Here is a 22,625-nt window from a genome sequence, read left to right on the forward strand (position 1 = left end):
TTATCATTTTAATTTGCTGCAAAGTTCATCCAATAGTGCCGGAGCATTTGCCAACTTGTTACCAACTTGGCATAACTTTTCAAGAAATACCTAATAAATTTAACCTAATAACCATCTTTTCAATATCTTCGCATTTTGGAATACTGGATTTCATAAGTAGCGAGCGAAGCCTGTTTGGTGGTTTCCGATACATATATAATAGAAAGAAGATACTCTTTATCGTTCCGGTAGATGATAACCGTAGGATTCAGATTAACGCTTTCCCATGTGCCGACAATAGAAAACAGGTTGAAGGACGGGTAATCTTCTTTAGTTCTTTTCATAAGACGTGGTTTGTTTGGATGATTGATTTTGTGTTTCACTGTCCGCAATAATTCTTTCAATATCGGAAGACTTATAATAAATCTTGCTGCCGATTTGAGAATAAGCCAGCCGTCCACTGCTTCGGTAATATTGCAGCGTTCGCTTACTAAAGCCTAACAACAGGCACACTTCCTGACTATCCTGCCAGTTTTCTACTTTCTGGGTATGAGTGCTGCACAAACTTTCTATTCGTTTGGCAAACTCGGTGAACCGTTCGCAGACATACGAAAAGGTTCTCTTTTCAATGGTTACTACTTCCATACTTTCTCTTTTAAATGGTTTATAAAACGTGTTGATTCTATTTTCATCGGCAAATGAAAGAAGAATCAAGAGACGTTTTAAAAACTGTCTGGAAGTGGTGGAATTTGACTATTGCTGGCTTCTTATTGAAATAAGAAAACAGATAAGTAGTATATATGTTATCGTTGAAATATATTAGATTAAGAATAGATACGCATCATATTGTCTTATTACTTTTTCTGAAACTTGAAGGACTACAGCCTTTGTTTTTTTTAAAAAATTTACTCAAATGGCTTTCATCGGTAAATCCTAGTTCTTCGGCAATCTCATTTATTCTCATTTGACTATGTAACAATCTGCTTTCGACCAATTTTAGTTTATAGCTTAATATGTATTGCTGCATTGTTTCGTTGGTGTGCTTTTTTATATAACGTCCCAAGTAACTTTCAGATATACCAAAATGCCGACTGATTTCTTTTGCTCTAATTTTACCTGTTTGATAGATATTTGCTTGAATATATTGAAGAATATCGAGAGACTTATCATCTGAACATTCATCGACTTGTTGAGGTAAAAACATAGCTATATTTCTTGCCACAACAATAATTATAGTATTTATCAACTGCGTGATAATCTCTTTACTATACAGATTCCTATTTACATACTCCCGAATAATTGCTTCAATCATTGGTTTCACTAATAACTTATCCACCTTATTTCTAAGGATGCAACCCGGTTGATGATTTGCATGTTGCAAAATAAATTCTAATCTCTGAATATTCTCTGAACCAAATATGGCTGAATGTATATAGATGTCATTAAACTTGATATTAATGAATTTTGTAGTTGTGTGAATCTCAAAGGAATGAGAATCATTTGGAGTTATCAAGAACAAGTGTCCATCATGATATGGGAACATATTATTGTTAATCCATTGAATACCTGTTCCTGTTAAGATGTAGACTAGTTCAAAAAAAGTATGCTCATGCTCAGTTAATAACGATTCATTATGCTCGTTAAAGCTGATCTCAAATGGTTGATGAAGATTTTCTTTTTTCATACCTCAAATATAACACATAAAGCGGAATTATACCAATATAGCGAAAATATATACCTATATTTGAAATAAAATAGGTATAACTTTGCCACAAATCAAAATTAGATTACTTATGAACTTTTTAGAACTATCAAAACAACGTTATTCAGCAAGAAACTATTCTTCTGATATGATTGAGCAAGAAAAACTCGACTACATTTTAGAATGTGCCCCTTTTGCTCCTTCTGCTGTAAACTATCAACCTTGGCACTTTTTTGTCGTAAAAAGCAATAAGCCCAAACTACTGATTCAACAATCTTATCCACGTGAATGGTTTACCGAAGCTCCACTCTATATTGTAGTTTGTGCTGATAATTCAATTTCTTGGGTGAGAAAATCAGACAATAAGAACCATGCAGATATTGATGCAGCAATAGCGACTGAACATATTTGTTTAGCCGCAGCAGAACAAGGATTAGGTAGCTGCTGGGTATGTAATTTCGATCCAGATATGCTAAAGGATAATCTTCATTTATCTTCCAATATGTACCCTGTGGCAATTATTTCATTAGGTTATGTAAAACAACCACCTGAAAAATCATCTAAAAGAAAAGATATAATCGAAATAGTTTCAATCTTATAAACGTAACAATTATGAAAACAGAAATGGAAAAATGTCTAGCTGGTGAATGGTATGATTGTCATAATCAAGTTTTCTTGGATTTAAAGACCCGAACACATAAGTTATTGATGAAATATAATTCATTACCTTATGAGGATAAAGAAGAAAAACACAGCTTGCTAAAAAAGATGCTAGGTAGTATCGGAATGAAAGTTTCGGTTGCCAGTCCGTTTATCTGTGATTATGGCTGCAATATACATATAGGGGATAATGTTACTGTAAATACCGGTTGTACCTTTGTGGATTGTAATAAAATCACTATCGGAAGTAATGTTCTTATTGCCCCTAATGTTCAGCTTTATACAGCAACTCACCCTATTGATTTAGATGAACGGCTAGCGCCTGTTGAAACAGAAGATGGAATAAAACGAGTTCGCCGCACTTACGCTTTGCCTATTACAATTGAGGATGGATGCTGGATTGGTGGAGGTGTAATAATCCTTCCCGGAATAACAATTGGGTACGGTAGTGTAATTGGAGCAGGTAGTGTTGTTACAAAAGATATTCCGGCAAATAGTTTAGCTGTTGGAAATCCATGTAAAGTGATACGTCAAATCAATCAAACTAAGAAACTATGATAAAATTGGTCGCTTTTGATTTGGATGGTACAATTGCCGATACAATCCCAATGTGTATCGAAGCCTTTAAGCAGGCAGTATCTCCCTATGCATCAAAAATATTGTCAAAAGATGATATTGTGAAAACATTCGGACTTAATGAAGAGGGAATGATTAAAGAGGTCGTTTCAGAAGATTGGGAAAAAGCTCTGATTGATTTTTATGTGAAATACAAAGAAATGCACACAGTCTACATTCAACCATTTGCGGGGATAAGAGAATTGATAACAGAATTGAAGAAGAACTCAATTATTGTATCTTTAATAACAGGTAAAGGTCAAAGGAGTTGTGATATTACGCTTCACCATTTTGAAATGGAAGCTCTTTTTGACAGTATTTCAATCGGATCTCCAGATAGAAACACAAAAGCGGAATCAATGGCAGAACTAATGTCAAAATATAATATCCAACCAGCAGAAATGGTATATGTTGGAGATGAATTTTCCGATATTACCGCTTGTAGTAAAGTTGGAATACAATGCTTATCTGCTGCATGGATAGCCTCACTCTCAAAAATGAAGAAATTAGAAAAGGAAAATCAAGGATATGTGTTTAGTTCTATCAAATCACTTCATTCTTTTCTAAAGAAAGAAGCTCATTTAGTTTAGATTCATATTCGTAGATTGATTTTAGTATTTTCTGGCATAATGGATATTTATTGGTAATATAAAAGCATGAAATCAGACGTAAAGTCTTTCTATATAATACTTACCATTAAAATTATGCTTATGAATGTATTGTTAAACATGAGGATGTTCAGACTATTCTATGAAACCTCACAAGAAGTAACTAATAGTGAAATGCAAGAAGCCTATGGCGAATTTGTTGAACAGATTAGAACTATAAGTAATGGAAATGATTATTCAACTACTTATCGAATTCTTGCAGCTACCCGTATCGAGATAGCTTTACTTGAGACAATACCTCTTTACGGGCAGGGGGAAAAATGCGCTTAAAAAGCTGTTCATACAAAAGGTACAGGCTACTGTTACCGCAGAAATGGAACTGCTGAATCTAAAAATTCAGTATCCCAGCCAATTTCAAAATAGAATAAACAGCCTTCCACCTTCACCACTCTATTTGACCGACAATACCAACTTAGTTGAAATCATGGAGTTGATTAGTGGACTATTCCTATCACAAAGGGTAGTAACCCATGCCGGAACAAAATCACCATTAACAGAAATTGGGAGAGCATTTGAACACCTCTTTAATATCAAATTAGGAGATGTTCACAAGAAACACGAAAGCGTCATAAAGCGAAAGCCATCTAAAGTAACTGAATTTTTAGATACACTTCGCAAAGCTATTGCTGAAGAAAGTAAAAAGAAAGGTTATCTATAAATCAGGAACTTACCAACAATTGTTAGGGGAGTAGATATACTACACCCCTAACTTATTTGTATCCATTTACCGTACTTTGCTTCATCAATCGATTGAAAACAATAATGTTGAACTAAAAAATGAAGCAAAATGTATATAGACAATGAAAACTTCGAGAAGTGGATGGAAAAGCTATCCAAAAAGCTCACCGTAATCGGACAAGATTTGAAATCTCTTATCAATACTGATACAGTACTAGATGATAATGAGAAGATTCTTGATAATCAGGATTTAGCTTTTCTCCTGAAAGTATCTTTCCGAACTCTTCAACGCTACAAAGTAAATAATCAACTTCCTTATTTCACTATCGGAAGGAAAACCTATTATCGGGCTGTAGATATTCGAGCTTTTGTTCGTGAACGTGCCGATTCCCAAACCTACAAACGGTTTGAAAAAGACAATCAGTTGACAAATCAGCCCTGATAGCAAAACGCAGTAGAGGGAAGAAGCCTGTGTGCGGGCTATTTCTTTGTGTTGTCACCTCGATTTAACAGAAACTGCTTCACCTATCGGTTCAGCCCGTTTCGCTAAATCGAGCAAGAGGGAACTGGACAAGTCCTGTTCTTCCCTCTTGCTCTGCGAGGCAAAGCCTTCGGCTTTAGCGTGTTACAAGAACACACTGTAATGACACCTGTAATAAGCATTTTCTTTGCAACGCTTATTATCAGGTATTTATCCATTCATATTTCTATAAAAAAGTAATTACTATGCCAAACAGCAGTCGAAAAACGATATTCACGACCATTTCCATTGACAAGGAAACGGCAACTTTGGTAGAAAAAATATGCAAACGCTATTCACTGAAAAAGAGTGAAGTTGTAAAGCTGGCTTTTGGGTATATAGATAAGGCACATATCAACCCATCCGAAGCACCAGAATCCGTAAAATCAGAACTGGCGAAAATAAATAAGAGGCAGGATGATATTATCCGTTTCATCCGTCACTACGAGGAAGAACAACTGAATCCCATGATACGGGCAACAAATTCTATTGCTTTGCGTTTCGATGCTATTGCCAAAACTCTAGAAACTCGTATTCTCTCTCAACAGGAAGCCAGCCAGGAGAGACAAACAGTCGTGCTTAAAAAGTTAAGTGAACAGTTTTGTAATCATGCCGATGTGATAAACAACCAGTCCAAAAAGATTAATACACTTTACCAGATATACCAACGAAATTATAAGAAGCTACTTCAACTGATACAACTCTATTCAGAGTTGTCCGCTTGTGGTGTGATGGATGGCAAAAGGAAGGAAAACTTGAAGACTGAAATCAGTAATCTAATAAATGCATAGGATTATGCACATAGATTTTGCTCCACCATCAAACGGAACATATAACAATGCAGGAAGTAGCCGACAGCTAGCTAATTATTTAGAGCATGAAGATTTAGAACGAATGGAGAAAGGCATCTATACTGAAGGCTTTTTCAATCTTACAGATGATAATATATATAAATCAAAAGTCATAAAGGATATAGATACAAATATTGGGCAACTCCTAAAAACGGATGCTAAGTTTTATGCTATTCATGTCAGCCCATCGAAAAAGGAACTTCAAGCAATGGGTAATACAGAACATGAACAAGCCGAATCCATGAAGCGGTATATCCGGGAAGTGTTTATTCCTGAATATGCCAAGAACTTCAATAAGGAACTATCCGCTTCGGATATAAAATTTTATGGTAAGATTCATTTTAGCCGCAACCGTTCCGATAATGAACTGAATATGCACTGCCATTTGATTGTGAGCCGGAAAGACCAAGCAAATAAAAAGAAGCTATCCCCCACTAACCAATCATAAGAGCACCAAGAACGGAGTAATTAAAGGTGGATTTGATCGTGTGAACCTATTCCAACAAGCGGAAGAAGGCTTTGATAAGCTGTTTGGTTACGAGCGCCAACAATTGGAATCTTTTGATTATCAGAACATGATGAAGAACGGCAATATAATCGACCAACTTAAATTACAAAAACAAGAACTTCAATCCAGTGAAAGAAAAACAAAAATCAATCAAGATAATAATCAAGAAAATTTGCTATTTATCAGTCTTGAAAACAAAGAAACAAACAATCAGATAGTCTATAGAAGAAACAGGTCTGATAGATTATAAGAAAATTAAGTTGTCTCCATCAATTTCGTTTCACCAAAAGCACCTATACGAAATTTTTAATTTCAAAAAACAAGTATGACGCCAAAAGAGAATATAAATTATAAAAGTAGTACACTCATGCCTAAGATTACCAAACCATTATAAATCATCACCTTTCAATTTTTAAAATACTCATTAATGTTGTATCTTTGCAAAAAAGTAAGAATTATGTTTCAAGATAATGAATATATAGGTTTTGTTACGTACACACAAGGCAAAAGGAACCGAAAAATTCCTTTTGGTATAGTTTCACAATCTTACAAACAGAAAGCCATTGTAACGCATTATAGTAGGAAAATAAGAAAAAATCTGATAGCAATTGAAGACAAGCGCTACTTTTCACACCTAGGAATTGATATAAAATCAATATCAAGAGCCTTATATATGAATATCAAAGCTCGAAGAATCATACAAGGAGGAAGCACCATAACACAACAGTTAGCTCGCAATCTATTCGAAGACCATTCTATAACCTTTCATCGAAAGATAAAAGAAATACTGTATGCTATGTCCTTAGAGAGAGAACACACAAAAGAAGAGATATTAGATTTATATTTTAACAATATTTATTGGGGAAAAAACTTATATGGAATAAGAGCAGCAAGTTTATACTATTTTGCCAAAGAGCCTTATCTCTTATCACAACAAGAACAACTATTACTATTAACCATATTAAGAGGACCAAATTATTATATAAGACACTCTGATTTATGCATGAAAAGATACAACCTTCTTAATGAAATTCTTTTTAAAAAAGGAATTATAAGTAAGAATGTTTATCAGAATAATAAAATGTGGACATACAACTTTGAATACAATAAACTGTCAATAATTCCTCCATCTGTAATACCATATATCACAAAATCTATCAATAATAAGAAATCAAGCATACTAACAAGCCTCAATTTTGATTTACAGAATTTTATTAATTACACTATAGAAAAATCTCCTTATCCCATATCAATTGTTATTTTACAAGATGGGAAAATAATCGGTATTAATAGTAAATATGGAATAGATTATCCTCTTACTTTTCATTCTAATATAGGCTCTACATTAAAACCTTTTTTATATACTTTTTATAGAGAAAATGGGGTTTCAAAAGAAGAAACATTTAATTGCATAACTACAATTAACAATCAAAAATGGAACGTAAAGGAAGCAGAACTACCCAGCAAGTCTGTCTTAAATATACAAGAAGCACTTTTGACATCAAATAACAACGCTTTTATAAATGCTGCCAATAAAATAGGCATGAATAACGTCTTAAAATTCATAGCTAGTTTACTAAATAAAGAAGAGAGCAATATACACCCATCTAGCATTCTTGGAGCAACTAGCGATGGAATTTCTTTATTTGAGCTCACTAAATTATATGCTGATTTTTTCCTAAACAATGATGATCCTTTTAAAAATGAATGCAAGCAACTATTATGTCAAATAGCAAAAATAAAACTAGGAATAGATATAAATAACTTATTTTTAAAAACAGGGACTACAAATGGAAATAAAGAAAGATTTGCAATTTTAGGGAATGAAAAGATTGTCTTAGGGATAATGAGGCAAGAAAACTCTATAAATGATTATTCTAAAGATGGAAGCTTTATTAACTCTATTAAAAATATTGCTCGAAATATTTTTAGCCAAAAAAAAATGTACACATGGATGTAATCAATAATTTCATATCTGAGAATAAAGACATATTAAGTATATTAATTACGCTTTTAGTAGGTTTCATAGCTTGGATATGTAAAGAATTAATCAAAACACCTATGAGACAATCTAGAGAAACTTTTTTCAAAGTAACAGAAAAAAGGATTGGCATATTGTCAGAACTGTACAATTATATAAATATAATTGCATTATTTCCTCAAGAGACAAATATAAAGGAAGAACTACAAAAAATAATTCTATCAGACAAACTGGCTTATGTTGATGAAAAGATAATTGTAAATATTATAGAGATTGCATTTAAAGAAGTGACTAATGAAAGATTAGTGTTAGACACAAGAAAGGAGCTAAGAGAAACGATTGATAAATGTGCAGAGATAATTCGAAAAGAAAATCAATATTTTCTAAAACATGACACGACTAATACTTATAAAAGAGTAATAGCATATTTTATACAACTAATTAAAGCTATAAGCTTTATAGTATTTATCCTAATTGCTATTTTCTATCTCATAAAAAGTATTGTCTTTTTATCTGTTGTATGGATTATATTTTGCTGTATATTCATATTTGCTGTGATGTTGATTCTTGAGAAATATATAATATAGCTACATATTTTTAATAATGCAAATGAATTGCATATCTTTGTTCCCAGTATTCTCCATGAGCAAACTACCGCAAAAGCACGTAGCAAATTAGTGGGTTAAATCATGGGATATGCTTGAAGCTAAAAATATAAAGTTTTAAATATCAGCATGGTAACTCTCTTAGGAGAATCCCAGGCGGATCACTAAAATAAGAGAGCAATTCAAAGTTATTTTTTGAGTTGCTCTTTTTCATAACGCAAGATGTGCAATATCTTAAACCAAGGATGATGGTAAAAAGAATAAAGAGACATACTCAATGTCTACCCGAAAGCAGCACAATAAGGAATTAAATTTCCTATTATAAAGAATCTAAAACAAATACAAATGTCGAAATCGTACAATAGGAATCCTATACGATTGCTTATATTTGTACTATCAGATCGTTTTTCAACAGATACCCTTTCTAAATATGTACAAAGAATACTTACCATGCCATATACTTGCTCCCTATGTTGATAGATATTGGGAATTCAAAGGCCAAACAGAACAAGGTATGCAAATAAAATTATCTACAGATGGATGTACAGATTTTATGTTTATATTAGAAAGTACAGTTAATCACGGCATTATGATGCAACCTTATCATTCTTATTTTATTGGTCCCATGAACATCTGTTCGACATTAATAACATCATCAGGTACTATCAATACATTTGGAGTTCGCTTTCGTCCATGCGGACTATCCCGTTTTATGAAAATTTCTCTAAGCGAATTGACAAATATAAGATTAAGTGTGAATGACTTAGATACTATTTTCAGCGATTCTTTTGCTGAAAGGTTATTCGAAGAACAGGGTATTCAGGGCAAGATTAATTTAATAGAACGCTATCTGAAAGAACACCTATATAAAAGCGACCATACAATGGATGCACAAATCGCATATGCTGTGAATCAAATTAATGCGCATGAAGGCAAGATATCCATAAGCCATTTAATGAACGAAGTTAATCTGTGCCAACGACACTTTGAACGAAAATTCAAGTTACATACAGGTTTTACTCCTCAAAAATATAACAGTATAGTAAGATTCAAGAATGCGATTAAAATATTGAGGAACGAATCATCTGACAACCTTTTATCAGTAGCAGTAAAAGCCGGATATTATGATGCTTCTCATTTATCAAGAGAAGTGAAAAAGCTATCCGGTAGTACTCCAAATTTCTTTTTATCATTGCCCCCCGATAATGAGACTACTATCATTTATACAAAATAAAAAAAGTCGAATTCATCCAATACCCATATCTTATTATACTTTATATTTGCAGCATTAACCAAGTATATAAATAATAAGAACATGAAACTTTGGAAATATAGTGGGACATTTTTAACAGCGACAGGAATCATTCATACGATTTATGCACTATTTATCGGAAAAGATGCTTTTTCGGAAATGCTCAGAAATGGATTGGTAAACTCTATTGGAGAGAATTATAGTCAAGGATTCGCCTTTTGGTTCTTGATCTGTGGAGTAATACTTATCCTTTTGGGGCAAACGCTTCAATATTATATCAGAAAAGAACAAAAACCGGCACCCGTATTTTTAGGTTACTCTATTTTACTGCTTACCATAATCGGTTGTATTATTGAACCTGCCTCCGGTTTCTGGCTCTTTTTGCCGCAAGCAATTATTATTATTTATTCAAATAAAAAAAGAGGATTGTGATATCCTTCAATTTTGAAAAGAGGGCAGACTTGTGCCTGCCCTCATAACCATTAAACAAATCACATTCGAGTCTTAAAGACCTACTAGCGATTCTGGTTTTAGAAACTCTGCTCAAGGCAGAAAGCGTACACACCTATACAATAGAACACTGCATAATAGCAGCATTAACTAGTCACACACCACCAAACAGATCGTTTAGAATTAAAGGTATGCGAATGATGTGAGTCCGGCTACCGCTTTATATCAGACATCTTGAAATGCCGGACATTTTTTCCTTGGGGAATATTCAGATGTCTGCAAAATCTTCTGATATTTTTAATATCATTATCACTATAATAACTAAAATTCCAAATCAGATCATCCACATTTCTTACATTTTCAACAATTGCCTTAAAATATGGAAAGTCTACATCACCCAGCGAATGACCAAGCAATGTAATCTCTTTCAAATCATTCAGCGACTCAAAAAAGCCCAAGTTATGATCTATTATGTCATTAGAATGTTTTATGTTCTTCGCATAATAATTTTCCAAACGCTCCTCAATATGATCTACAGCATAATATCTTATTGGATTTTTCCAATTCCCTTTTTTCATATCCTTTAAAAAGAAAGCGAGATAGACCAACTTATCATTGGCAAAATATTTACCCTTCTTATCCTTCAGATTCGGGCGATATCTCCGACGATTTTTATGTTTATGAACCCACTCTTCAAAAGCGACTTCATTATCCTCTACATTATGCCCTAAAACCAAAGAGCCAAACTTCTGCCTTCTATCGCCGTGAATATAAAGAATATGTTTCCGGGAAATATTATATTCTGTTTCAAGAAACAATGTATAATTAAAATTCAGGTAAACAGCGTTCGGATCAAGATACAGCATATTCTTCCTAAATCCTTTCTTATAATGTATTGTATTAATCCAGCGGTGAAACAGATATTGCATTTCGAAGGTACAAGAAGAAACAACATCAGCAACAATATCTATAGGACCTAAATATTCAGCATAACTAAAATTCTCGTCATCTTCGTATAATCGCGGCAAATTCTCATCAACAAAATCAAAAATACGTTCCCTGTTCAGTTCACTAAGATATTTTTCAAAATCCTTCCATAAATAGTCTTTAGCCCAAGTGTTCTTTGGAGCCGGCAATTTGCGTCCGTATTGAAGGCACAAAAGATAATCATTATAATCATCAAAATTATTCATCATAGATCGGGGACCGAAGAAGAGTTCGAACATCTTTACGACAAAATCATTGTGCTTTAATAGGTAGTTGCGAAAATCCATATAAGTAGAATCAGCACCATGATATCTGTCAAATCCATTACCTATAATATAAAGATGATGTATGGGATCACCATTAATTGAATATCTTTTTTTTCGATAAGGTTCGAGCATTTCGGCTCTACGCTGCAGGCAATAATCTTTCATCCCACTGACCAATTCTTTCGTTGAAAGGTCAAGCGGACATTGCATCAAATAATCACGAGCACTATATTTGGCCATATAATCTCTAGCTCGTTTAAAGGTGATCCCGTCTATTCTCATGAATCCATTGCGAGCTCTGTCAATTAGACGAGCTCTATCAAAAGAATATAGAATATCACTATCGCCAATGTTCATAATTATCAAATTTTCGGTCACAAATTACAGCATCTATTGCTCTAGACCAAACTGTATCATTACATAAGGTAACAAAGATAATAATTTTCAAAGTTCGCTAGTCTCATTGACCAAAGATAACTAACCAATTTCATACCGTTTGACTTATTGCTATGTAGCTATGAATAAAATAAAACTTCGTCAGCAAATCATATTTTCATCTATCATTCAACTGTTCAGCCTGTTACAATGCATCTTCTTATTCTTTTAATGTAAACAAACACATAGTCTGCTGATTTGAAATTGTCATTCTATAAAATAATTTATGCCTTTAAGCTAACTCACATAATGTGCGATAGCTAATCCATATCATGTGCGGTAGCTATTGCACATTATGTGAGTTAGTTATCGCACTATATGCGCCAATCAATATCATAGATAGAAAAGCATGATTGCGACATTCAAATATACAGAGAGAGAACATAATACCCAAAAAAGAAGGTGCATTGTATTCATTTGTATAATAGAGTATTATGGGAAAAAGTGACTATGAGTTACTTACTCTATTGATGTTTCTTGAATCTACTTTCGAGTTACTGCAATCATTGCAGACGAACACAATAAACATTTTCTCTATAAAAAATAATATCCGCGGGTGCATAAATTAATTCGTCCGCCTATAGGCAACGTTTCATCCGGCTATAGGCAAACGAAACGTCGGCTATAGGCAAACTTGCGTCCGGCTATAGGCGGACGAATTAATTTATGCACTGGAAGGGATTATTCATTGCACAAGCCGGAGCTAAATTTAGCATAAGAATTCTTTATCCAATAAACCACTTTTAGATTTGTATGATTTGAATTTATATATAGACAGTGTAGTTCATTTCTGTACCGGTTTGCTCATTGTTAAATCATTTAGCCCATTATTAAATCATTCAACCCATTTTAAATGATAAGCAAGAAGCAATAATTCAATTGCTGACTTCTATCAATTATTTGATTAGAACACATTTATAGGATATCTATCAAATTAAAGCTCCATTTAGTTATTCTTCAATGTCCGAACAACTAAATGGAGCTTTATCATATATTTCTAAGAACCCTAAATAAGGAAAAGGATAAACCCATTATTATTTAGCGCTTTCCTCTTTTCCCTTATCATATTTATCTCTTTCGATTTTAAGTAACTCCTCAAATAGTTTCACAGCTTGATCCATTGAAAAATGGTTGAGATTTTCCACATGAGTAATAGGCCCTATATTAGATGCGCTTACATGGCAGTTCTCATAGAAATTGCTTGTGTAGTATAATACAGTTTCTTCTGTAAATTTCTTTAAGCCTTCTTCTGTAACCCCCAATGCAGTAGCCACTTGTTTTAACTTCTCATCATCTATCTTTTCCGCTTGTTCCATTTTGGAAATAGCCTGTTTTGTCACCCCTAGCAACTCCCCCAAATCCGTTTGCGTCATACCACGAAGACGGCGTATTCTTTCTATTTTACGCCCCAAATGTGAACTGTTTGTATAAGTTTCTGTTTCCATAATATTTATTTCTTAGTTAAATTAGTTAATCAACTAATAATAATCACCTTTTCTTTAATAATTCAATTTTCTCTCTCTCACTTTGCAGCAGACGTTCATACAATTCCACGATTTTATCCAATGGATTGAACTGCTGGGCTATTGATGTAGCTCCTTGTTCAAAGGTGTTATCTCTAATGTTATTGATATTATATATTGCCTTCTCAACATCAAAATCCTTAATCACCTCAGCAGATATCCCCAATACAGAAGCTATTTGATTTAGAAGCCCTTCTTCGATTTCTTCCTGTTTTTCAATCTTTGAAATGACCTGTTGATTTACACCAAGATCAGCCGCTAAAGCCTCCTGCTTCATACCAAAATAAACACGGATCTTTTGCAGATTATGTCCGACGTGCCTCCTGTTTGCTTTATTTTTTACTTCGACATCCATATTATTGTTCTTTATGTGATTACATTGAGACAAAGATAGTAAAAATCAACCCATTCTGACTTAAAGTCAACTTTATTTTTTTCAATCCACAACGCTCTATGCCTACTTTTGTCCAATCAGTCTAAATAAGTTGATATTGACCGTGGCGCCACATCAAATACATACACTCAGAGATTGACCGTCAATTCACGGTACAATCGCAGTTTTAACCAATAAAATCTAATAGCCTATGGAGTAAATCAAATCGGTATAATCGGACATAGATTTAAATCATTCAGAGATTTAACTATTCAAAAACCAATTAGTGAACATACAATTAAACAAAAAACATGAAATCATTTTCTGATAAAACAAACATAGGGACAGACGTTACCCTAAAGACAGTTTATATGATAAGATTCTACCTGCTATTCCTTTTAACAGGAATAATATCGGTAGTCGGAGCCACACAAGTCTACGGCCAGCAGAGCAGAAGCATCTCCGGCGTAGTGAAAAACTCTCAGGGGGAGACGATAATCGGAGCTAATATTGTAGAAAAAGGCACAAACAACGGGACTATTACAAATGTAGACGGACTCTTCACACTGCGTGTTTCGCCCAACGCAGTACTCAAAGTATCTTACATGGGATACATAGAACAGGAAGTCAGCACACGCAATAAAAGCAAACTGGAAATCACGATGGTGGAAGATGCCCGACTGATTGACGAAGTGGTAGTAGTAGGATACGGTTCCGTCAAAAAGCGGGATCTGACAGGAGCGGTAACCTCTGTCAAAAGTGCCGAGGTACTGGCTGCTCCTACCAGTAATGTGATGGAAGCTCTTCAAGGAAAGATACCCGGCATGGACATCACCAAAACATCGGGACAGGTAGGCGGTGAAGTCAGCATCTTGCTGCGTGGTTCGCGTTCCATATATGGCAATAACGAGCCACTGTTTATTATCGACGGAATCCCCGGAAGCTATAGTCAGGTCAACCCTTCCGATATTGAAAGTGTCGATGTTCTGAAGGATGCTTCATCCACCGCCATTTACGGTTCGGCAGGAGCAAACGGTGTTGTGATTATCACCACAAAAAGAGGAAAAGAAGGCAAAGCCACAATCAACTTTGACGCGTATTACGGCTTCAGCGGATCGCCCAACTACAAACACGGAATGACCCAGGATGAATGGGTGACTTACCAGAAAGAGGCATACCGATATAAGAACGGTGATTTCCCTTCCGATATGTCTGCCCTACTGGGCAAGCAGGCTTTTACAGATGCGTATAATGCCGGAAAATGGATTGACTGGGTAGACGAGGTTTCCGGCAATACAGCTACCACACAAAAGTACAGCCTTTCGGTAAGCAGCGGAACGGAAAAGACAAGGATATTCGCTTCGACCTCCTACAACCGGGAAGAAGGCCTGCTCAGCAATGAAAATCTGAACCGGTACTCTTTACGGCTCAACATCGACCAGCAACTCTTTTCGTGGGCGAAAGTCGGTTTTACCTCCAATCTGGTGTACCGTGATTTGAATTCCGGCGTGAAAAACACGTTTACCCGTTCCCTCTCCGCTTTCCCGTTGGGGGATGCCTACGACGAGGAAGGCAAGATCAATCACGAATATATCACAGGGCAGTATTCGCCGATGGGAGATTTTATAGAGAATCAATATGCGAACAACACCCGTTCCACTTACCTGAATATGAGCGGGTATGTCGAACTGACTCCTCTCAAAGATTTCACATTCACCAGCCGGATCAACGGGACATTGAACCATTCCCGACGAGGACAATACTGGGGAAACCAATGCAACGCCAACCGTCCGAGTTATGCGGGTTCGCCTCACGCCTCCATCACCAATGACAACGCATGGAATTACACGTGGGAAAACATTCTGGCATACAGCACGACCCTTGCCAAAGCGCATACGGTAGGAGGTTCTTTAATCACTTCGTGGAACAAGAACCAGTCGGAAAGCAACATGGCTGCCGCAAGCGGACAGATGGTAGACCAATGGTCGTTCTGGCGGTTGACTTCGGGTTCCTCCCCACATGTGGAATCGGACTTTGCACAGACACAGAAAATGTCTTTTGCTTTCCGCCTCAACTATTCATACAAGAGCAAGTACTTATTCAACTTCTCCACCCGTTGGGACGGTGTCTCACAATTCTCCGCCGGACACAAATGGGATGCTTTCCCGGCAGGCGCCATAGCCTGGAGAATTTCCGACGAGGCTTTTATGGAAAAGACACGAAGTTGGTTGGACAACCTGAAACTGAGAGTCAGCTACGGCATCACGGGCAACTCCGGCGGAACAGACGCTTACAGCACCACTACACAAGCCTACGTATATTCTGCCAGCGGAGTCTCTGTCAATGGAAAAATCGTTCCTTTCACACAATACTCGGAGACTTACGGCAGCGCCGACCTCGGTTGGGAAAAATCGTACAACTGGAACATCGGTCTGGACTTCGGCATACTGAACAGCCGCATCGACGGTTCCATTGAATGGTTCAGAACAACCACCAAAGGATTATTATTCAAGCGTATATTGCCCATCACCAGCGGACTGACCGGATGGGGTTCTCCTCTGTCTATCTGGCAGAATATCGCCCAAACCAGCAATCAGGGCGTGGAAGTGATATTGAACTCCCACAATATACAGCACAAGGACTTTACATGGAACACGACCTTGTCCGCCACCTGGAGCAAGGAGAAGATAGACAAGCTGCCCGACGGTGACCTGATCTCCGAGAACCTGTTTACCGGTGAACCGATTCATGCCATTTACGGCTATAAATATGCAGGAATCTGGGGAAGTGACACTCCAAAGGAGACGCTGGATGCGTATGGCGTAAATCCGGGATTTATCAAGATAGAAACAGTGGATAAAAACGGAGACGGCGGAGTACATAAATACAGCACCGATGACAGACAGATTCTGGGACACACGAATCCGGACTGGATCATCGGACTGAACAACTCCTTCACCTACAAGAACTTCGATTTATCCGTCTTTGCAATGGCACGCTACGGGCAGACAATCAACAGTGACCTGCTCGGCTACTATACCGCAGAGCAAAGTGTGACCAAGAATCAGCTGGCAGGCGTGGATTACTGGACAGAGGACAATCAGGGCGCATACTTCCCGCGTCCCGGAACGGGAGACGAACAAAAAACGGTATATCCTTCGCTGAGAGTACACGACGGTTCCTTCATCAAGATCAAGAATATCACTCTGGGATATACCCTCCCCGCCAACATTTCCCGCAAGGTATTGATGGAGAAATGCCGCATCTACGCTACGGCCTACAATCCGTTCATCTTTGTGAAAGACAAGCAACTGAAGGACACAGACCCCGAAACGAACGGTTCGGACGCGTTTCCCACCTATCGGCAATTTGTATTTGGAGTTAATCTCACATTCTAATTAAAGAAGAAAATGACAATGAAAAGTATACATTTAAAAACAGTTTTTTGCTCTGTCCTGCTGTCCGCACTATTCCTACATTCCTGCTCGCTGGAAGAGTACAACCCGGGCGCATTTACCAATGAAACATTGGCTACCTCAACCGAGGGATACGAAACACTGATCAACCAGTGCTACTTCGCAATGGAAAGGTTTTACTACGGTGCCGCAGACTGGATGTCGCTGACCGAAGGGGATACGGACCTCTGGACGTACAAGGCTAACCAATCGACAAGCTACACCGAATGGTTCTGGTTTTTCGCCGGCACATCGCCCAACACGACCTACACCAATAACTGGTGGAACGGGACATACGACGGAATAGGTTCCTGCAACGAAGCCATCGCCTTAGGCGACAAGCCTCCCTACGCCACAGAAGAGGAACGGAATGCGAAAGTTGCCGAAGCCCGCTTCATGAGAGCTGTCTATTACTTCAACGCAGTGGAACAATTCGGAGGGGTAACCATGCTTACGGAACCGGAAACCAGCCTCAACTACTCTCCTGTCCGCACCGACCCGATGACTATCTACAAAGAAGTCATCCTGCCCGACCTGAGATTCGCATCCGAATGGCTGTCAATCGGGAATCATGCCACGACTACCACTCCAACCAAGAAGGCCGCTCTCGGCTTTCTGGCAAAAGCCTGTCTGCAGACCTACGAGTATGGAAGCACGGAATACCTGCAGGAAGCTCTCGACGCAGCCTTGCAGCTGATCTCCGACTGCGAATCGGGTGGCGGGAAATACAACACTTATATGTATCCTACGTACAGTGAAGTATTCGAAGAAAGCAATAACTGGGAAAACAAGGAAGCGCTTTGGAAACATCGCTGGTATGCAGGCACGGACGGACACGGTTCGAGCAACGGTAACTACAAGTTAAACCGCAATGACGAGTATTTCCTGTGTGACATCAATAAGTTCGGTGCCCGTGAAGACAATCAGGAGACACGACTGACATGGGAAGGCTCCGTCAGCGGCATCTTCATGCCTACGCAACACTTGCTGAATCTGTATGTACAGAATGACGGCACGTTAGACCCCAGATTCCACCAGTCATTCACTACCCAATGGAAGGCCAATAAAAGTTATACTTGGGACGAAAGTGCCGTACACATGTACGACAAAGACGAAACAGTTATCGGCAAAACTCTGAAGAAAGGTGATCCGGCCATTAAATTTATCATGCCGCAGGATGCGGATTATTCTACGGAAAAACAGAATGAGCACAAGACCGACTATTTGTTAATTGATTACAACCATGTCTACAGTGATAGAAACAACAATGTGAATATGAACTACTCGTATACAAATGTAACAGGGAATTACAAGAACGACGGTACCAGCGAGAATCTGTTCCGTTACTATTATCCGTCACTAAACAAGCACAACAGCAGTAACTATTACGTTGCAAACGCCTCCAAACAAAGAAACGGAAACTTAAACGCTACGTTTATCATGCGTATGGCGGAAGTCTATCTGATTGCCGCAGAGGCTGACATTTATCTGAACGGAGGAGCGAATGCCGCCAAATACCTGAATAAGGTTCGCGAGCGTGCCGGAGCAAATCCGTTAACGGGCAACATGACGGTTCGTGACGTATTAGACGAAAGAGGACGCGAACTATGCGGTGAATATTGCCGCTTCTACGATTTGAAACGGACAGGGATGTTCAAGAGTTCCGATTATCTGAAAGATACTCACCCGGATCTCGCACGGTTCTTTGATCCGAATTATGCTTTACGTCCCATTTCTACGACCTTTACCGCTACCATTATTAATGGCAGCGAGTATCAGAATCCGGGATATTAAATTATAATACCCATATACCCAATCATTATCGGTACAATGATCCATATAGCCACACTATTGACTGTACCAACGATTGGGTATATTTTCCACACCTTTCCACATTTCCTCCACACCTCCTCCCAAATATCCATTTTTCAACTTCGCTGTTAATCTGTATCTTATCTTTTTAAGAAATTCTTTATACCCCATTGGTATACACTTTGTATCGACCTTACAACAAATGTGTTTTTAAATATAAAAGTATGAAGATTAATCAAAGGTTAACATTATGTTTTAGCTTACTGTTTAGTTTGTTGAGTATTTCGTATGCATCCGCTCAGCAACTGAACATATCGGGCGTTGTTATATCATCAGAGGATAATGAACCACTTATCGGCGCCACCGTCAGTGTAAAGGGAAATCCCACCAAAGGAGTGATTACTGATATCAACGGTCAGTTTCAGTTGTCCGTTGAAGCCGGAACCAAGATGCTGGTCGTATCTTACGTGGGAATGAAAACACAGGAAATACGCGTCCCCCGAAAAGAGAAAGAACTCAAGATAGTACTTATCCCTGAAACGATGGATATTGACGAGGTAGTAGTAACAGGTTATGGTAATTTCTCCAAATCTTCGTTCACGGGATCAGCCAACACACTGCGTACAGATATGCTGAAAGAAGTGCCAGTGATGAGCGTTGAGCAAAAACTGCAAGGTATGACTACCGGCGTGCAAATAACCAGCAGTTCGGGTCAACCGGGTGCCAACCAAAGTATTCGTATCAGAGGAATGGGATCGTTTAACGCTTCACAAGAACCTTTGTTTGTCATAGATGGAGTCCCGGTTACTTCCGGAAGTATGAGCTCCGGCGGTCCTGATGCAGCATATATGAACAATTCCAAGACCAATATCATGAGTACGCTGAATCCTTCGGATATCGAAAATGTGACTGTCATCAAAGATGCGGCAGCGGCTTCCCTGTATGGTTCCCGTGCTGCTAATGGCGTCATTTTGATTACAACTAAAAAAGGAAATACCGGAAAGGCACGTGTGGATTTGAACGTGTCAGGCGGTTTCTCTCATGCGGCTGTCGACTTCCGCCCTACCTTGAATGGTGACCAACGTGAAGAACTTCTTTATGAAGGATTGCTGAATTATGCAACAGACAACGGTATGGAGTCTCCGGCTGAATATGCCAGTTCCAATATCGGCACGTATGCGTATAAACCGGCTATGGGATACACGGACTGGCGAAAAGAACTGCTCCGCACCGCTACACATCAGAGTTATGAAGCTTCCGTCTCCGGCGGTAACGACCGTTCTACATTCTATGCCTCGCTCGGCTACAACAGTCAGGAAGGATTGGCCAAAAACTCCAGTCTGGACCGTTACTCTGCACGTTTGAACATGACGCAAAAAGTCGGCAAATACGGAGAAGTAGGAGCAAATATGATGTTCTCACAAATGAATCAGGAGATGAATGAAGAACGCGGATCATCTATCAACCCTTTCCTGTGCGTAGCTATGACCATGACACCCTCCATGGTGGTACGTGATGAAGAAGGGAACTACGTAGGAGCTTATGACGGCACCAGCCTGAACCCGTTGCGTGATATATTGACCGATTACAACCGCGTGCGTATGACACGTATGTTTTCAACCGGTTACGCAGCGATAGAGCCGGTCAAAGGTCTCAAACTAAAGGAAACATTAAGCTATGATTATACCATCCAGAAGGATTCACGCTATTATAACCCTTTGAGTTCGGCTGGCCCTAAAAGCGGAAGCGATGCCCAGACAGCCAAAGGTTTTATTGAATACGGCAAACTGATTTCATCGACCTCCCTGAACTATGTGCATACTTTCGCCCACAAGCATCACCTGAATGTATTGGCAGCTTATGAAATAGAAAGTTACCAGACAGACCACGCTTCGGGTGAAAAGTCCAAACTGCCCAGTGATAAACTGACAGAACCGGATAATGCCGCCGTATTGAACAGTTTCAAGTCTGCCACTCAGGCCTATCGGATGATTTCATATCTTTCACGACTGAATTATGATTATGACGACCGCTACTACATTGCCGGAAGTTACCGCCGGGACGGCAGTTCACGTCTTTCACCCAACAACCGTTGGGGTAATTTCTGGTCTGTATCGGGCATGTGGCATTTGGGCAACGAGAATTTTATGAAAGCCGTAAAACCGGTTCTGAGTGATGTCAAGATACGTGCTTCGTATGGTGTAAACGGAAATCAACCCGGCTCATACTATGGCTACAAAGGGCTGTACAGTTATGGCGAAAACTACATGGAGGCAGCCGGATCTTATGAATCGTCACAACCTAATGATTTGTTGACATGGGAAAAGAATTACAGTTTGAACCTGGGTATCGACCTTTCATTTATTAACCGTATTTTCGCGAGTCTGGAATATTACAACCGGGATACCAAAGACTTGCTCTACAGCCTCCCCATCAGCGCCACTACCGGATTTACCAGCTATTTGAGCAACATCGGACGCTTGAACAACAAGGGAATAGAATTTGAGTTGCGTACGCTGAACGTTGTTTCCAACGACTTTAACTGGACCAGTGTTTTCAACCTGAGCCATAACCGAAATAAGATTGTTTCACTCAACGGACTATTGGATCAAACGATTGAGGGAACATGGTTCATCCATAAAGTAGGTCTCCCCTATCATACGTTTTATGTAAAAGAGTTTGCCGGAGTAGACCCACAGACCGGTTATGCCCAATATTACCTGAACACTAAAAATGAGGACGGAAGCTACAATCGCGAACTTACCACCGACGCTGACAAAGCAGAATCCATTCCGTACAAAACAGCCACTCCCAAAGTATCGGGAGGATTCACCAATATTCTGAATTACAAATGGATAGACCTGACTTTTACGCTGACTTATTCATTGGGCGGCTACTCGTTCGACAAACTGGGAACTTATATTGAAAACGGCACTAGCTCCATCTATAGTTCACGATACAACTTACCCGCATATATGATGAACCGTTGGCAGAATCCCGGAGATCAGACAGACATTCCCCGGTTTGTATATAACGAATCGGCTACTTCTACCAACTCGTCCCGCTATATCCATAGTACCGATCATTTACGCCTGAAGAACTTTACACTCGGCTTCACACTGCCCAACCAGTGGACGCAAAAACTGATGATTGACAAAGTACGCATATATTTCTCGGGAAACAACCTGCTGACCTGGGCCAAATGGAAACAGTATGACCCCGAAACACCCGTCAACGGCGAAGTCTTTTGTGAGGCTCCTGCTATGCGTACTTTCAGTTTCGGAGCACAATTATCATTCTAACAC

General features: G+C 38.4%; 20 protein-coding genes and 1 pseudogene. 15 read left to right on the top strand and 6 right to left on the bottom strand.

Features of this window, described 5'->3' with window-relative positions; all coding sequences use genetic code 11:
* Positions 1–119 precede the first annotated feature (119 nt).
* The 3 genes from K6V30_RS01335 to K6V30_RS01345 all read right to left on the bottom strand — a co-directional run bounded on the left by K6V30_RS01335 (position 120) and on the right by K6V30_RS01345 (position 1,663).
* Positions 120–323, bottom strand: coding sequence for a DUF3876 domain-containing protein (locus tag K6V30_RS01335; RefSeq protein ID WP_010535365.1), 204 nt, complete (start codon positions 321–323; stop codon positions 120–122).
* Entirely contained in the window at positions 310–624 is a 315-nt protein-coding gene (locus K6V30_RS01340; protein WP_010535366.1) for a helix-turn-helix domain-containing protein, read from the bottom strand. Before K6V30_RS01340 ends, K6V30_RS01335 begins: the two co-directional genes overlap by 14 nt.
* 196 nt (positions 625–820) lie before the next feature.
* Positions 821–1,663, bottom strand: coding sequence for a helix-turn-helix domain-containing protein (locus tag K6V30_RS01345; RefSeq protein ID WP_010535367.1), 843 nt, complete (start codon positions 1,661–1,663; stop codon positions 821–823).
* Between the two features lie 109 nt (positions 1,664–1,772).
* On the opposite strand from K6V30_RS01345, the gene K6V30_RS01350 reads away from it, so the two are divergent.
* The 12 genes and pseudogenes from K6V30_RS01350 to K6V30_RS01405 all read left to right on the top strand — a co-directional run bounded on the left by K6V30_RS01350 (position 1,773) and on the right by K6V30_RS01405 (position 10,451).
* Positions 1,773–2,282: a nitroreductase family protein gene (locus K6V30_RS01350; protein ID WP_022302430.1), complete on the top strand. Its 510-nt coding sequence runs from the start codon at positions 1,773–1,775 to the stop codon at positions 2,280–2,282.
* Between the two features lie 11 nt (positions 2,283–2,293).
* Complete coding sequence (locus K6V30_RS01355) at positions 2,294–2,899, top strand: sugar O-acetyltransferase (protein WP_007485298.1); 606 nt, start codon at positions 2,294–2,296, stop codon at positions 2,897–2,899.
* Positions 2,896–3,546 carry an HAD family hydrolase gene (locus K6V30_RS01360; RefSeq protein ID WP_010535369.1) on the top strand — a complete coding sequence of 217 codons (651 nt, stop codon included), beginning with the start codon at positions 2,896–2,898 and terminating at the stop codon, positions 3,544–3,546. The genes K6V30_RS01355 and K6V30_RS01360 overlap by 4 nt, the downstream gene beginning before the upstream one ends.
* 120 nt (positions 3,547–3,666) lie before the next feature.
* Positions 3,667–3,894, top strand: coding sequence for a hypothetical protein (locus K6V30_RS01365; protein ID WP_022302429.1), 228 nt, complete (start codon positions 3,667–3,669; stop codon positions 3,892–3,894).
* A 43-nt stretch (positions 3,895–3,937) separates the two neighbouring features.
* On the top strand, positions 3,938–4,282 hold the full coding sequence (locus tag K6V30_RS01370) for an RteC domain-containing protein (RefSeq protein WP_010535371.1): 345 nt from the start codon (positions 3,938–3,940) through the stop codon (positions 4,280–4,282).
* Positions 4,283–4,411: 129 nt separating this feature from the next.
* Entirely contained in the window at positions 4,412–4,744 is a 333-nt protein-coding gene (locus tag K6V30_RS01375; RefSeq protein WP_010535372.1) for a helix-turn-helix domain-containing protein, read from the top strand.
* Positions 4,745–5,028: 284 nt separating this feature from the next.
* Entirely contained in the window at positions 5,029–5,613 is a 585-nt protein-coding gene (locus K6V30_RS01380; protein WP_010535373.1) for a BfmA/BtgA family mobilization protein, read from the top strand.
* Positions 5,614–5,617: 4 nt separating this feature from the next.
* A pseudogene (locus K6V30_RS01385) lies at positions 5,618–6,341 on the top strand (DUF5712 family protein); the annotation flags it as partial.
* A 297-nt stretch (positions 6,342–6,638) separates the two neighbouring features.
* Complete coding sequence (locus tag K6V30_RS01390) at positions 6,639–8,141, top strand: transglycosylase domain-containing protein (RefSeq protein WP_055270448.1); 1,503 nt, start codon at positions 6,639–6,641, stop codon at positions 8,139–8,141.
* Positions 8,132–8,749 carry a hypothetical protein gene (locus K6V30_RS01395; protein WP_010535375.1) on the top strand — a complete coding sequence of 206 codons (618 nt, stop codon included), beginning with the start codon at positions 8,132–8,134 and terminating at the stop codon, positions 8,747–8,749. Before K6V30_RS01390 ends, K6V30_RS01395 begins: the two co-directional genes overlap by 10 nt.
* Before the next feature lie 448 nt (positions 8,750–9,197).
* Entirely contained in the window at positions 9,198–10,001 is an 804-nt protein-coding gene (locus K6V30_RS01400) for an AraC family transcriptional regulator (RefSeq protein WP_029424999.1), read from the top strand.
* An 81-nt stretch (positions 10,002–10,082) separates the two neighbouring features.
* Positions 10,083–10,451: a DUF6463 family protein gene (locus K6V30_RS01405; RefSeq protein ID WP_010535377.1), complete on the top strand. Its 369-nt coding sequence runs from the start codon at positions 10,083–10,085 to the stop codon at positions 10,449–10,451.
* A 230-nt stretch (positions 10,452–10,681) separates the two neighbouring features.
* On the opposite strand, the gene K6V30_RS01410 is transcribed toward K6V30_RS01405, so the two are convergent.
* From K6V30_RS01410 to K6V30_RS01420, 3 genes are all read right to left on the bottom strand, one after another.
* Entirely contained in the window at positions 10,682–12,079 is a 1,398-nt protein-coding gene (locus K6V30_RS01410; protein ID WP_055270450.1) for a bacteriophage abortive infection AbiH family protein, read from the bottom strand.
* A gap of 1,112 nt (positions 12,080–13,191) precedes the next feature.
* Entirely contained in the window at positions 13,192–13,602 is a 411-nt protein-coding gene (locus K6V30_RS01415; RefSeq protein ID WP_011108252.1) for a helix-turn-helix domain-containing protein, read from the bottom strand.
* Positions 13,603–13,645: 43 nt separating this feature from the next.
* On the bottom strand, positions 13,646–14,035 hold the full coding sequence (locus tag K6V30_RS01420; protein ID WP_010535380.1) for a helix-turn-helix domain-containing protein: 390 nt from the start codon (positions 14,033–14,035) through the stop codon (positions 13,646–13,648).
* Positions 14,036–14,364: 329 nt separating this feature from the next.
* Between K6V30_RS01420 and K6V30_RS01425 the strand changes: the two genes are divergently transcribed.
* From K6V30_RS01425 to K6V30_RS01435, 3 genes are all read left to right on the top strand, one after another.
* Positions 14,365–17,451 (top strand): SusC/RagA family TonB-linked outer membrane protein, encoded by a 3,087-nt coding sequence (locus K6V30_RS01425; RefSeq protein WP_055270452.1) that lies wholly within the window; start codon positions 14,365–14,367, stop codon positions 17,449–17,451.
* An 18-nt stretch (positions 17,452–17,469) separates the two neighbouring features.
* Positions 17,470–19,302: a RagB/SusD family nutrient uptake outer membrane protein gene (locus K6V30_RS01430; RefSeq protein ID WP_055270502.1), complete on the top strand. Its 1,833-nt coding sequence runs from the start codon at positions 17,470–17,472 to the stop codon at positions 19,300–19,302.
* Between the two features lie 242 nt (positions 19,303–19,544).
* A complete protein-coding gene (locus tag K6V30_RS01435; RefSeq protein ID WP_055270454.1) occupies positions 19,545–22,622 on the top strand; it encodes a SusC/RagA family TonB-linked outer membrane protein in 3,078 nt (1,025 codons plus the stop codon).
* Positions 22,623–22,625 lie beyond the last annotated feature (3 nt).

The sequence above is a fragment of the Bacteroides faecis genome, assembly GCF_020091505.1.
Classification (GTDB): domain Bacteria; phylum Bacteroidota; class Bacteroidia; order Bacteroidales; family Bacteroidaceae; genus Bacteroides; species Bacteroides faecis.